This window comes from Limnospira platensis NIES-39, from assembly GCF_026000695.1.
Classification (GTDB): Bacteria; Cyanobacteriota; Cyanobacteriia; order Cyanobacteriales; family Microcoleaceae; genus Limnospira; species Limnospira platensis.
This window is the reverse complement of sequence record NZ_AP026945.1, coordinates 2,011,705-2,025,755: the sequence shown is the minus strand read 5'-3', so window position 1 is coordinate 2,025,755 and position 14,051 is coordinate 2,011,705. Positions and strand designations below refer to the sequence as shown.

Genomic DNA, 14,051 nt, shown 5'->3' with positions numbered 1-14,051 from the left:
GTCGCTGGGAATTGAAGATTGACACCACAACCGGCCAGAGGGCGGGTTTATCAATATTGTCGCTGGGAATTGAAGATTGACACCACAACCGGCCAGAGGGCGGGTTTATCAATATTGTCGCTGGGAATTGAAGATTGACACCAGAACCCGCCCCTACATCATGGTTTATTATCAATTAATTTTTAGCGACTAGAAGGGGGTAAAGACCTAAAAATACCTCTACCTGTGGGTATTCTGCCATTACCTGGAGTTACTCTAGAATCAATTCCGTTACCAGGAGATAGACCGCCATTCAAGTCTCCCCGACTCCTATTGACGTTGTTTTGTATGGTCTGTAGGGAATCAGATCCCATGTTAATGGTTTCTACGCTATCACCACCACTACTCTCTAAGGGGTTAGCAACACCCCCTAAAGCATCCCCAAGAAAAGTGTTAGTAAACCCAGGGTCTTGGGTTTCCTCAAAAAAGGGAGCCCTGAGCCGCCGTTGAGCGATCGCATTTTCTTGTATAGTTCCATTAGAGGCGATCGCTATGCCATCAGAACCGACCCCAGCCGTAATAGTCACAATTGGTAGGAGCCACAATAGTCTCGAAAAATTAGCCATCATCTCAAATCCTCCTCAAATTATCAAATTAGCAGCTATGCCTTGAGATTAGATCCCAGACCTCCAATTTTCTGCTAAACTCCCGAAAGTGCAATTATAACCATCACATCAATTTAGCTTAACTAACTTAATATCGTTTGCTCCAAACTACAACCATGAAATCAACCTTGGTCAAAAAAACCAGTTTCCTCATTGCCTTATTTTTGGTCAGCCTAATTGCTGTCATACAAATTCCAGCGATCGCACTCCCGCCAGCTTTTCGGACACCACCGACCCCCTCCGACTTACCCCTACTTCCCCCAGAAATTCTTGATGAACCCCTACCCCTAGAGCCGCCACAGCCCACCATTGCACCTCCTCCCGCACCAGTTATCGAGGAAACCATCACGCCTCCTCCCGCACCAGTTATTGAGGAAACCATTACACCCCCACCAGTTCCTGATATACCTCCACCAGTTCCCGAACCGCCGATCGCCCCCCCACCCATTCCCCAAATTCCCAAAACCGAAATTCGCGGCGTTTGGATGACCACCAATGATACAGATGTGTTAATGAATCAGCCTAGACTCGAAGAAGCAGTCAGCAAACTCGCCCGATTCAATTTTAACACAATTTATCCAGTGGTTTGGAACTCTGGCTATGTCACCTATAAAAGTTCTGTAGTTAAAGAAGCAGGAATTCAGCCTTTTGTCCGCCGAGGTTTCCAAGGACAAGATATGCTCGCTGATTTAATTGAACGCGCTCATCGTCATAACTTATTAGTGCTTCCTTGGTTTGAATTCGGTTTTATGGCTCCCCCCACTTCCGAGTTAGCTTTAAAACATCCCAACTGGCTCACTCAACAGCAAAATGGAACTAAAACTTCCATGAGCGCCGCCGGGGAAGTGGTTTGGTTAAATCCCTTTCACCCGCAAGTCCAGAAGTTTATGACTGATTTAATTGTAGAGGTCGTTACAGACTACGATATTGATGGCGTACAGTTTGACGACCATACCAGTTTACCTAGTGCATTTGGATATGACCCTTATACCATTTCTCTTTATCAAAGAGAGACTAATCGCACCCCACCTAGTAACCCCCAAGACCCCGCCTGGGTGCGTTGGCGTGCTAATAAAATCACCGCTTTTATGAGACAATTGCACCGCGCTATTAAAGCCAAAAAACCTCATAGCATTATTTCCGTTAGTCCCAACCCTTATCATATCGCCTATAACGGTCATTTACAGGATTGGGTTACTTGGGTTAGAGATGGTCTTGTTGATGAGTTGGTCGTGCAGGTTTATCGGGATGAATTGGACTTTTTTATTACTGAGTTGAACCGCCCGGAAATGAAAGCCGCACAAAACAAGATTTCTACCGGCGTTGGTATTCTCACCGGTTTGAGAACTAGACCAGTTCCTATCAATTTCATCCAGTCCAAGGTTCGCGCCGCCCGCGATCGCCAATTCGGTGTCGCTTTCTTTTTCTATGAAAGTCTCTGGGACCACGCCGCCGAACCCCTCGCAGAACGACAGCATAGTTTTGAGTCTATGTTTCCTCAACCTGCTATTCGCGCCTCTATTCGCTAACCGACTTCAATTCTGGGTTGGTTGGGGATATGCACAAAATGTCGTTTTTGTCAAGAGGTCGATTTTTGGCCGTCCCTTACTTACCCAAAACTCGTGATTCGTGAATTATATTTTTTAGCCAGAAAATATTTGTATGGGCGCTATAATAAGGGTTTCAGCGCCTTTTTTTGCGTATAGACACAGTAATCCCTTGGGTGCGATTTATTCTAGGATACCAGAACCCCTATGATTTCGTCAACCTTTTGCGAGCTATTTTCAATAAAAACTTATTAATTCTTAATGTCGTTCGGAACATCAAAATTATCTGGCTGGAAGTATTAGCAAAACTTAACTTTTTGAGCCAATAATAGGGGGGAGGCGATCGCCTATAGGTGTCTGTGATGTGGTATAGATATTAAGGTTTGGTCAGTTAATGATATGAGACTGAATAAAATCGAGGATAGTAGTTAATCCTTGCTTTTCCTTGAGATTAGTAAAGACAAAAGGTTTATTTCCGCGCATCTTTTTAGTATCTCTTTCCATGACGGTTAAATCCGCCCCCACAAAGGGAGCTAAATCAATCTTATTAATCACCAATAAATCCGACTTAGTAATTCCCGGTCCACCTTTGCGGGGGATTTTATCACCCGCCGCCACATCAATAACATAGAGAGTTAAATCGACCAATTCCGGGCTAAAAGTCGCCGCCAAATTATCGCCACCACTCTCTAAAAACACCACATCCAAATTAGGAAAAGTAGACTCCAACTCTTGAATAGCACTAAGATTAATCGAAGCATCCTCACGGATAGCGGTATGGGGACAGCCTCCCGTTTCCACGCCGATAATTCTCTCGGCTTCTAAGGCTTGCGATCGCATCAGAAACTGAGCATCTTCTTGGGTGTAAATATCATTAGTAACCACAGCCATTTGAAAGCGATCGCGCAAGGCTTTACACAGTGCATCAAGTAAAGCCGTCTTACCCGACCCCACAGGTCCAGCAATTCCCACTCGAAAAGGACTCATTAAATTCCCCTGATTATAGATAACTTAAAACTCGATACCCGGTTGAGCCTTAACCCCTTGTTCCCGGAAAGGATGCTTAACCAAAGTCATCTCCGTAACCAGATCCGCCCGTTCTATCAAACTAGGGGGAGCCCCACGACCCGTCAAAATCACATGGGAGTCGTGAGGTTTCTTGTCCAAACCCTCCAAAACCGTTTCTACAGTGAGATATCCCAATTTTATCGCAATATTAATTTCATCTAAAAGGACTAACTTAATCTCAGGATTTTCAATTAAAGATAGACTAAGTTTCCAGGCTTCATGAACCCTTTGGATATCGCGATCGCGGTCTTGAGTTTCCCAGGTAAAACCTTCCCCCAAAGCATGAAACTGTAATTGTTCCGGCCAGAGACTGAAAACCGCCTTTTCTGCTGGTTCCCATGCGCCCTTGATGTACTGGACGATCGCCACCTTATAGCCATGACCAAGCGATCGTAAAACCATCCCCAAAGCAGCCGTAGTTTTACCCTTCCCATTGCCAGTATTGACAATAATCAAACCCTTTTCCACCTGTCTATCAGCTACCCGCTGGTCTTGAATTTCCTTGCGGCGCTGCATTTTTTGGCGGTGTTGTTCCGCCGTCAAACCCGTAGTTTCCATAGCGATCGCATCACTGAGTAAGATATGATTAACTCTAGCATAGAGGCGGCTAAAGCTGCTATAGAGTATTGACAGGAAAACCCATAAATCCCCATGGTGAGATTGTATGTTATCAGCCCAAGCCGCAGAAGCAATTATTTTAGAACAAGTAGCCCCACCCCACCAACAACATATAGAACTCGTCAAATTATCCGAGGCTACCGGACGCATTCTCGCCGCCCCGATTACCAGTGAATTAGACTTCCCCCACTGGGATAACTCCGCCATGGACGGTTATGCTGTCCGTTATGCTGATGTCGCCCACAGTAGCGCCGAACATCCTGTTACCTTGGAAGTCATAGAAGAAATACCCGCCGGATATTGTCCCCAAAAAACCATCGCCCCCGGACAAGCCGCGCGCATTTTTACCGGAGCCTGTTTACCTCCTGGGGCTGATACCATTGTAATTCAGGAAGATACCCAACCTGATGGCGATCGCATCAAAATCCTAACCACCCCCCAACTGAGAGCCTTTGTGCGTCATCAGGGGTCCTATAGTCGCGCCGGAGACCCTCTGCTACCTCCGGGAATTAGCTTAGGAGTTGCAGAAATCGCAGTTTTAGCCGCCGCCAAATGTGTGTCGGTCCCAGTTTATGCTAAACTCAAGGTAGCATTGATATCAACCGGGAATGAATTAATCCCCCCAGAGCATCCCATAGCCCCAGGAAAGCTAGTAGACTCTAATCAGTATGCTTTAGCTAGTTGGGTGATGCAAATGGGCGCAGAACCCCTTATTTTAGGGATTATTCCCGATGAACCCCAAGCCCTCAAAACTGCGATCGCCAAAGCCCTACTCACCGCTGATATAGTATTATCAACCGGGGGAGTGTCCGTCGGGGATTATGATTATGTTGGTCAAATTCTCGCTGACCTTGGGGGGGAAATTCTGGTCAACTCAGTAGCCGTCAAACCCGGAAAACCCCTCACCTTCGCGACCTTTCCCAATTGTTTGTATTTTGGTTTACCCGGAAACCCCGTGTCAGCCTTAGTCACCTGCTGGCGGTTTGTCCAACCGGCTTTGAAAAAACGAAGCGGACTCGCGGGTGAGTTTTGGGGACCAGAGTGGTGGCCAGTGCGATCGTCAACCGAATTGCGATCGGGGGGTAAGCGAGAAACCTACCTTTGGGGAAATCTGCGATCGGTCAATGGCGAAACCCAATTTATCCTCGCCCCAGGAAGTCAAAACTCTGGAAACCTGATTAACCTCGCCCAAACCAACGCCCTCGCTATGCTTCCAGTCGGTCAGACCTGCACTCAAGCCGGGGAATTTGTCCAAATTCTCAAAGTCCGTTGAGATTTTCGGTCTGCTTGGTTTCACAGGACCCCCCTTACATCTCTCATTGAACGGGGAAGTATCAACACTAATCGCCAATATTATATTGACTATAGTTTCCGCCGTCATCCTTAACTGTTAAACTGTTAGCCCAGCCTAGGCTTGGTTAACTGTTGACTAATCTGCTATTATAACATTCCTGTGAACAATAATGCGCGTTCTAATTGTTGAAGACGATCCTATGATGCAACTAGGGTTAGAGCAAGTCTTATCAGACTGTCCAGATATTACCCTAGTTGGTATTGCTGAAGATGGTTATTTAGGCGTAGAAGCCGCCAAAGAGAAAAAACCTGATATTGTGATTATGGATATCGGGTTACCTCGCCTTGATGGCATTGCAGCTACCAAACAGATTAAAGAAATCCTACCAGAAATCAGAGTCGTGATGCTCACTTCCCACACAGCAGAGACGGAGGTACTTGCTTCCCTTTCTAGTGGCGCTGATGCTTATTGTGTTAAGGGAGCTAGTGTTGATAGTTTGATTGTAGCAATACAGGCAGCCTATGAAGGTGCAACCTATCTAGATCCTCAAGTTGCTCGTGTGGTCATGGAACACCTCAAGCCACCCACACCCCAAACCAACTTGGGTACCTTATCCCCCCGCGAGTTAGAGGTGCTTAAACTTATGGTAGAAGGTAAGAGTAACCCAGAAATTGCTGAGGCTCTTTATTTAAGTCCTAACACTATTAAAACTCATGTTCGGGGGATTATGAATAAATTAGCCGTTGATGACCGGGTAATGGTTGCTGTAGTCGCTTTGCGATCGGGTTTAGTATGATTTCAATCGCGACGACAACGCCGCGACCTACTTTCAGACCTGAGAATAGGGTATTGGGGGAATTATCCCCCAATCCTTGATTAATCGACAAGGGGACCAGCGGCGGTTACTTCCTCTGGTACATTCACATATTTACTGAAGTTGTCCACAAACAACTTAGCCAATTGTTTCGCTTGTTTTTCATACTCTTGGGAATCAGACCAGGTTTTCACCGGATCAAGAATTTCGGTCGGAACTCCTGGTACAGCATCAGGAACCCAAATCTTGAAGATCGGATGCTCATGGAATTTCACATTATCCAAGTCTCCATTCACCGCCGCCGACACTAAGGCGCGAGTGTATTTGATGGGAACACGACTGCCAACTCCATAAACACCACCAGACCAGCCAGTATTCACCAAATATACATTGGTTTCTGGGTGATCCGCAAGGCGTTTACCTAGCAAAGTAGCATAAATCGCCGCTTCTAAGGGTAGGAAACATTTACCAAACCCAGCCGAGAAAGTCGCTTCTGGTTCTTTGATACCCCGTTCGGTTCCCGCTACCTTGCTGGTGTAACCAGACATAAAGTGATACATCGCTTGTTCGCGGGTCAGTTTAGAGATGGGGGGTAGAACTCCGAAAGCATCTGCAGCCAAAAATAGAATCGTTTTGGGATGACCACTAACACTAGGAATAACCGCATTGGGAATGTAGTCAATGGGATAGGCAACCCGGGTATTTTCTGTTAAACTACCATCATTGTAGTCGGGAATCCGAGTGTAGCGATCGAGCACTACATTTTCCATCATTGAACCAAACCGGATCGCATCCCAAATTTGGGGCTCATTTTCTCGCGACAAGGCGATAGTTTTCGCATAGCAACCACCTTCAAAGTTGAAGATACCATCTTCTGACCAGCCGTGTTCATCATCCCCAATTAGATAGCGGTCTGGATCAGCAGAAAGGGTGGTTTTTCCGGTTCCTGATAGACCAAAAAATAAGGCAGTATTACCAGCGTCATCTACATTGGCTGCACAGTGCATGGGTAGCACATCAGCTTTGGTCATAAAGTAATTCATCAGGGAGAAAACTGATTTTTTGATTTCTCCGGCGTACTTGGAACCACCAATAATTACTAGCCGTTTGGACAGGTGAAGTACAATAAAGGCTTCACTATTGATGCCATCATCTTCGGGATCGCCGTGGAGTCCAGGAACTGCAATTACTGTAAAGTCAGAATTGTGGGTTTGTAGTTCTTCGTCTGTCGGACGAATAAACAGTTGGTGAACAAACAGGTTTTGAGATGCCAGCTCGTTGATGATCCGCACACCAAAACGACGCTGGGGATCTGCTCCGACAAAGCCATCAAAGATATATAAATCGCGACCTTGGATGTACGAACGTACCCGCCGACATAGGCGATCGAAGTTTTCTTCAGGAATGGGGACGTTCATTTTACTCCAGTGGATTTCGTCCCGACTATTCGCTTCTTCAACAATGAATTTATCGTGAGGAGAACGACCTGTATATTTACCAGTTTTTACGCAAAGGGAACCATTGGAAGCTAAGACACCTTCCCCCCTAGCTACTGCGTGTTCAATCAGAATAGGAACTGGTAGATTATGATAGACATGACCTAAATTTTTTAAGCCTAGGTTTTCTAGTCCATAGGTGAGATCACCCTGTAGACGACGTTCGACATATTTTCCGGTGTTAGCTACTGGGAAGTCTTGTCCTTGGTCCGATAATCTTTTATTGATTAGGCTGGGAATTGAAATGTTTTGATAATCACTACGATCTACTGTATTTACGCTATCCATAGTTGATAACCTCTAGTGGTTTTGAAGTGAAGTATTTACGGGCAACTATTTTTGAAGTGGTTGGGGAACATTAATTAAGTAACCTACAACTCTGACCCCAACAACTGTGGCTCTAATAACAACCCCCTACACCGAACTTAGCCTGTGAATATATAGATTATGTACACTCAGCTAGAAGTTGATCCTCAATGGAAAGTTTGAGCTTGAAGTTCGGAAACGATATTTTCGATTTTGGTGTTGATTCTCAATGCCCGCTCTCATCTGCATGAAGGTAGTTGTGCTTGGCAATGTTTTTGGTTGGATCTACCTCCACCTTAAAAAAATCATACACCGATCGCCTAATTTGTGAGGTTACATTTTTTGAAGAGCTAATTGTACTTTTATTGCATTTGTTTAAGTTATAATTCCGAATGCAGATTTTGCATCATAGAACACGGAAATTTCCTCAATCATAGTTTATGTTCCCTAGGTTTGGGAAGGGGTAATTCTAAAGAAAAGATAAATTTCTGTGGCGATCGCTGCCGAGTGCAGTCAAAAATCATGACACAATAAGGGAAACCTTCAGGTTTAGAGTTAAGAACAGATCATGTACGAAAAAATTACCCCCCCCGATACAGGCGAGAAAATCACCTTCTCTGACGGAGAACCTATTGTTCCCGATAACCCAATTATTCCCTTCATTCGCGGCGACGGCACCGGTGTAGACCTCTGGCCAGCGACAGAACGAGTAATAGATGCAGCAGTGGCCAAAGCCTACGGCGGCCAACGCCAGATCAGTTGGTTTAAAATTTACGCTGGGGATGAAGCCTGCGAACAATACGGAACTTATCAATACTTACCTGAAGACACCCTCACCGCTATCCGAGAATATGGTGTCGCCATCAAAGGCCCCCTAACCACCCCCATAGGCGGCGGCATCAGATCCCTTAACGTGGCGCTACGCCAAATCAACGATCTATATACCTGCGTCCGTCCCTGTCGTTACTATCCCGGCACCCCCTCCCCCCACAAACACCCGGAACAACTCGATGTGATCATCTATCGGGAAAACACGGAGGACATATACTTAGGCATTGAATGGCGCGAGGGTACGGAAATCGCCCAAAAACTCATCGACACCCTCAACAATGACCTAATCCCGGCTACCCCGGAACATGGCAAAAAACAGATCCGCCTAGACTCGGGTATCGGTATTAAACCCATCAGTAAAACGGGTTCCCAGCGGCTAGTCCGTCGCGCCATTAAACACGCCCTGCGCCTCCCCAAAAATAAGCAAATGGTGACTCTGGTGCATAAGGGCAATATCATGAAATACACGGAGGGGGCTTTCCGAGACTGGGGTTATGAACTAGCAACTACGGAATTTCGGGAAGAATGTATCACGGAACGAGAATCATGGATTCTCGGCAACAAGGAACATAAACCAGACATCTCCCTAGAAGATAACGCGCGCCAGGTAGAACCTGGTTTTGATGCGCTGACCCCAGAAAAACGCCAAGAAATCTGCGATGAGGTGAAGGGGGTTCTGGAGGCGCTATGGGAAAGTCACGGTAATGGTAAATGGAAAGATAAAATTATGGTCAACGATCGCATCGCTGACAGCATCTTCCAACAAATCCAAACCCGTCCTAGCGAATACTCTATCCTGGCTACCATGAACCTTAACGGAGACTACCTATCAGACGCAGCCGCTGCTATGGTGGGAGGGTTAGGTATGGGACCCGGTGCGAACATTGGTGACACCTGCGCGGTCTTTGAAGCTACCCACGGTACAGCACCTAAACACGCTGGACTCGATCGCGTTAACCCCGGTTCCTTAATCCTCTCGGGGGTGATGATGTTAGAATATATGGGCTGGCAAGAAGCGGCAGACTTGATTAAAAAAGGTCTGGGGGCGGCGATTTCTAACCGTGAGGTAACTTATGATCTGGCCCGACTCATGGAACCCCCCGCTGAACCCCTCAAGTGTTCAGAATTCGCCGAAGCTATCATTCGCTACTTCTAACCTATAGCAATGGGCGATCGCCTATTAACCAGAAAATTGGCCACGGGCTATCTCCTACTCCGGTGCGTCAGAAACTTGAAAATTGCCAACTGACGCACCTCTTTGTCTGGGGTTACATCCCCTCAGCCTTACCTTTACCAGTAATGTGATCCAACTGCTAACATAAAATGGAACTTCCACCCTCTCCCACCGCGAGTGGGTGGGGTAGATCTTCAGATGATCACATAGATCTATTTTTGATCCGCAATTTTACCAATTTTTACTCTGAGCAGGATTCAAAGCTAATGGCCAGCAAAACCGAGAATTCCGAAAAGCAGAAAGCCCTAAATTCAGTCCTTAACCAAATCGAAAAGAGTTTTGGTAAGGGGTCTATTGTCCGCCTAGGAGACTCCGCCCGTATGAAGGTGGAAACTATCTCCAGTGGCGCATTAACCTTGGATTTGGCCCTTGGTGGTGGTTTGCCGAGGGGAAGGGTGATTGAAATTTATGGCCCAGAAAGTTCCGGTAAAACTACTTTGGCTCTCCATGCGATCGCCGAAATCCAAAAAACTGGCGGAATAGCAGCTTTTGTGGACGCTGAACACGCCCTCGACCCTACCTATGCAGCCGCCCTGGGAGTAGATATTGAAAACCTCCTAGTTTCCCAACCTGACACCGGGGAAATGGCTTTAGAAATAGTAGATCAATTGGTGCGATCGGTAGCGGTTGATATTGTAGTGGTAGACTCGGTAGCTGCTTTAGTTCCCCGTGCTGAAATTGAAGGGGATATGGGGGATTCTCACATGGGACTACAAGCCCGGTTAATGAGTCAAGCCCTACGGAAAATTACCGGAAATATCGGTAAATCTGGCTGTACAGTTATTTTCCTGAATCAGTTACGCCAAAAAATTGGTATTGTCTACGGCAACCCAGAAACTACCACCGGGGGGAATGCCCTTAAATTCTACGCCTCGGTCCGTCTTGATATCCGCCGCACCCAAACCCTGAAAAAAGGCTCGGACGAGTATGGCATTCGCGCTAAAGTTAAGGTGGCTAAAAATAAGGTCGCGCCACCCTTCCGAATCGCTGAATTTGATATTATTTTCGGCCAGGGAATCTCAACTATCGGTTGTTTGATTGACCTCGCAGAAGAAACCGGAGTGATTAAACGTAAGGGCGCTTGGTATAGCTACAACAACGAGAATATCGGTCAAGGACGCGATCGCACCATCACCTATATGCAGGAAAACCCAGCATTTACCGAAGAAATTGATAAACGAGTCCGTGCCGCTTTAGCAGGGGGTGCAGTTGTATCAGCCACCTCTGTTGTTAAACTTGATGATAATCCTGACACAGATGATCATGATGTCGAAGACATTGACGAGAATACTGATGAGGAATAAATCATTAATTTAGTTAAATCAAGTCCCCTTTAACCAGTGGAAAAAGGCAATTAATTGCCTCCCCTGAAGTCCGGCACTCCCCACCCCTGTCTCCCACTATAGTCAGGGGGAGGAGTTCATTAGTTCCTGAGAAAACTCAATAATTCCCGATTAACCAGTTGGGGGACTTCCTGTTGCATCCAATGTCCGCAGTCCGAAACCAATTGTAGTCGAAAAGGTGCAGTAATCAATTTATCTAAACCTTCAACCAGTTTCTGACTCAGAAATGAATCATCTTCTCCCCATAGTACCAATGTGGGTACATTGATTTCCGTGGGACGCATCCAACTGGAAAATAAGCCCGGTGGTTGCAGGAGTTGACGATAGTAATTAATCGCCGATCGCAATACTCCCGGCTTTTCTAACGCCGCCTGATAAATTTCCGTTTCTTCGGCACTAAAAGCCCCCTTGCGGATGGCGTGTTCTCGCAGAAAACCACGGATAAACTCTTTCAAGTTTTGCTGAATTAGCCATTCAGGAACCCCCGGAACTTGAAAAGCCAACACAAACCAACTGCGACGAATTTGATCAAAATTGCCCATAAGTTCCTGAACAAACCTATGGGGAGGCGGTGCGTTTAAAATAGCCAAACGGTTAACTGATTCTGGAAATTTTTGGGCTAAATTCCAGGCGATCGCCCCCCCACAATCATGACCAACAATGTGGGCTTTTGCATATCCCAAGCGCTGAATCAATCCTCGGATATCTTGGCTAAGGGTATCGAGATCATAACCACTTTCCGGTTTATCTGAGTCATTGTAACCCCGCAAATCAGGCACAACCACCTTAAAATAACGAGAAAGCGCCGGAATTTGATAACGCCAAGCATACCAAAACTCAGGAAAACCATGTAACAAAACAACCAATTCACCTTGTCCTTGGGTTACAGAATGAAGGTGAATGTTATTCGTTTCAACATATAGGTGTTCCCACCCAGACTGCAAACCTGTCATATACTGCCACAAAAAACTACCCCAAACCACATCGATTCTTAGAGAACTAGCAGCAGCTTGGGATTGCCAAAGAGCTTGAACATCATGCTCTGGTAGGGGTCGATAATGAAGTCACCTCCATCACCTCCCCTTCAAAACCGTGCCGGCGAGTTTCCCTGCACACGGCTCCTGATGTGGATACCCTTTTTTGTTATAGGAACAGAGTTACTACCCCCCGCTTTCGTACTTCAATGTTCTGAGCTTTATGCAGCACGTAGTCTTTCAACTCGCTCTCGCCATTATACTCCTACTAATCGCAGTATCTATATCCACACCCTGCTGACCTGTGGGCATATCCCAACCATTACAGTTGGGCATTGGCTTATGGTCACATCCTTCACCCTCTAAGCATACGCTTAAATTTTTCACTACTACTACGAGTGCAACTCGCAATAGAGCATTAGAGGGGTTAAAACGTTCCGTCTCGACGGGCATTCCATCTTTAGATTTGTCCTCAGAACCGGGGTACTTTTAAAGGTCTATGTAGGTGATGACATAAATACCCTACTTTTCCCCTTGTTCTTTTGAACGCAGCGTTTCAACCTATTTCGCTACTCCGTATTAACGATGATTCAAGCCGGACATTCGGTTTCCCTAATCATGGATGGTTGGCAGTGGTCGAGTAGGAGGTAGGTTCCGACCTACGCCTTCCGTTCCCCGCTTCTATCCTGGAGTTATGATTTCCAAAACTGGGGGTGGCTATCGCCGTTACTCTCTACTCCCTGATTTCTCAGTTTGTTTATGACCTTGAGTTCCCTGCCTTGCTTAGATTTCTCCAAGCGTCGGGACATATAATCAGTTATGAGGATGCTCAGGAGAGGTCTCCTTATATCCAGATTCGGAGCTGGAATCCTCACCGGGCAGTTATTTCGGGCATTTCAGCCCTCATACCCGAACGTCTCGCACCTGCATCAAGAACATAGTAATTTCCTTGATTTATGGCTGAATTTATTCAGCCTATTGCGTCTTGGGCTGACCGTCCGGGACGGAACCCATAGCTTGTGCCTTCAAATCTCGATTCCCATTCAGGTTCGAGCGCTGATTTAACCAAGGCTTGCCTAGCTCTGTCTTGGATTGTGGGAATTCCTATTCCAGCTTTTTTCATCCCTCCCAGGTTTTGCAATCCACACCCGTGTAGGGTGCGTTACATTGAGAGACTTGGCAGAGAAACGAAAAACTTTCTGGTAACGCACCATGTAGGGTTTTGCTTTGAGGTTTCCCTTAATGCTCTCAGCTAGTTTTAACCTTTGTTTAGGCGATATTACTATCACTCCATCGACTCCGGCTGTCTTTTGGCCTTGACCCGCTTGGGGGGCGGGTTCATTAAGCTGACTGTTGGGAAGCATGGCTGACCGTGGAACCCGCCCCTACAGCCGCACTGCTAAGAGTCGAGCATAATATGACTTCACCAGTAGACGTTGCCACCTTCTAGCCTTTGCATCCTGCCCGGATTTAGCTGCTTGGTATATCCTCTTTTGGAGCTTGAAAACTTTCCGTTGGACCTTAGCCCATGGGATAGCCTTCCATACAAACGCACGTCTTGATTGGCTTTGATTTCTCAAAGCCTTTCTTTGAACTCGCTTTCGTCATAGTAACTCCCACTAGACTCTAACCTTACAATCAAACCGTAACCTGTCAGCATATCCCAGCCATTACAACTGGGCGTTGGCTTTTGGTCACATCTCACATCCTCTAGGACTTGCGCTTACATTTGTCACTACTGATATCTCGACCAGATATTCAGAGTCCAGGAGGACTTAAAACGTTCCGTTTATATGGGCATTCCATCTTTAGACTTGTCCTTTCCACCGGCGTACTTTTAAAAGTCTGTGTAGGTGTTATGTAGAAAACCCTACTTTTCCCC

At 46.3% G+C, this 14,051-nt stretch carries 13 protein-coding genes; 5 read left to right on the top strand and 8 right to left on the bottom strand.

Annotated features, from left to right (window positions below):
• Positions 1–182: 182 nt before the first annotated feature.
• Positions 183–605, bottom strand: coding sequence for a hypothetical protein (locus N39L_RS09980; protein ID WP_006617850.1), 423 nt, complete (start codon positions 603–605; stop codon positions 183–185).
• Between the two features lie 155 nt (positions 606–760).
• Here N39L_RS09980 and N39L_RS09975 point away from each other — a divergent pair, with 155 nt between their 5' ends.
• Positions 761–2,173, top strand: coding sequence for a family 10 glycosylhydrolase (locus N39L_RS09975; protein ID WP_043468184.1), 1,413 nt, complete (start codon positions 761–763; stop codon positions 2,171–2,173).
• 405 nt (positions 2,174–2,578) lie between these two features.
• Here N39L_RS09975 and ureG read toward each other — a convergent pair whose 3' ends face one another.
• Together ureG and cobO are read right to left on the bottom strand one after the other, a co-directional pair.
• Positions 2,579–3,178, bottom strand: coding sequence for an urease accessory protein UreG (ureG, locus tag N39L_RS09970; RefSeq protein ID WP_006617848.1), 600 nt, complete (start codon positions 3,176–3,178; stop codon positions 2,579–2,581).
• Positions 3,179–3,202: 24 nt separating this feature from the next.
• On the bottom strand, positions 3,203–3,817 hold the full coding sequence (gene cobO, locus N39L_RS09965) for a cob(I)yrinic acid a,c-diamide adenosyltransferase (RefSeq protein ID WP_006617847.1): 615 nt from the start codon (positions 3,815–3,817) through the stop codon (positions 3,203–3,205).
• A 106-nt stretch (positions 3,818–3,923) separates the two neighbouring features.
• Between cobO and N39L_RS09960 the strand changes: the two genes are divergently transcribed.
• Together N39L_RS09960 and N39L_RS09955 are read left to right on the top strand one after the other, a co-directional pair.
• Positions 3,924–5,150, top strand: a complete 1,227-nt coding sequence (locus N39L_RS09960; protein ID WP_006617846.1) for a molybdopterin molybdotransferase MoeA — start codon at positions 3,924–3,926, stop codon at positions 5,148–5,150.
• 190 nt (positions 5,151–5,340) lie between these two features.
• Positions 5,341–5,967, top strand: coding sequence for a response regulator (locus N39L_RS09955; RefSeq protein ID WP_006617845.1), 627 nt, complete (start codon positions 5,341–5,343; stop codon positions 5,965–5,967).
• Positions 5,968–6,047: 80 nt separating this feature from the next.
• Here N39L_RS09955 and pckA read toward each other — a convergent pair whose 3' ends face one another.
• Positions 6,048–7,769 (bottom strand): phosphoenolpyruvate carboxykinase (ATP), encoded by a 1,722-nt coding sequence (pckA, locus tag N39L_RS09950; RefSeq protein WP_014275108.1) that lies wholly within the window; start codon positions 7,767–7,769, stop codon positions 6,048–6,050.
• Positions 7,770–8,355: 586 nt separating this feature from the next.
• Here pckA and N39L_RS09945 point away from each other — a divergent pair.
• A complete protein-coding gene (locus N39L_RS09945) occupies positions 8,356–9,774 on the top strand; it encodes an NADP-dependent isocitrate dehydrogenase (protein ID WP_006617843.1) in 1,419 nt (472 codons plus the stop codon).
• Positions 9,775–10,058: 284 nt separating this feature from the next.
• On the top strand, positions 10,059–11,156 hold the full coding sequence (recA, locus tag N39L_RS09940; protein ID WP_014275106.1) for a recombinase RecA: 1,098 nt from the start codon (positions 10,059–10,061) through the stop codon (positions 11,154–11,156).
• 119 nt (positions 11,157–11,275) lie between these two features.
• Here recA and N39L_RS09935 read toward each other — a convergent pair whose 3' ends face one another.
• The 4 genes from N39L_RS09935 to N39L_RS09920 form a co-directional block, all read right to left on the bottom strand.
• On the bottom strand, positions 11,276–12,148 hold the full coding sequence (locus N39L_RS09935; RefSeq protein ID WP_006617841.1) for an alpha/beta fold hydrolase: 873 nt from the start codon (positions 12,146–12,148) through the stop codon (positions 11,276–11,278).
• Positions 12,149–13,139: 991 nt separating this feature from the next.
• The gene (locus N39L_RS09930; RefSeq protein WP_231852142.1) at positions 13,140–13,292 is read right to left on the bottom strand and encodes a hypothetical protein; all 153 of its coding nucleotides are present in this window, start codon (positions 13,290–13,292) and stop codon (positions 13,140–13,142) included.
• The gene (locus tag N39L_RS09925; protein ID WP_014275104.1) at positions 13,246–13,533 is read right to left on the bottom strand and encodes a hypothetical protein; all 288 of its coding nucleotides are present in this window, start codon (positions 13,531–13,533) and stop codon (positions 13,246–13,248) included. Before N39L_RS09925 ends, N39L_RS09930 begins: the two co-directional genes overlap by 47 nt.
• Before the next feature lie 21 nt (positions 13,534–13,554).
• Complete coding sequence (locus N39L_RS09920; RefSeq protein WP_014275103.1) at positions 13,555–13,749, bottom strand: reverse transcriptase N-terminal domain-containing protein; 195 nt, start codon at positions 13,747–13,749, stop codon at positions 13,555–13,557.
• Between the last annotated feature and the right edge of the window lie 302 nt (positions 13,750–14,051).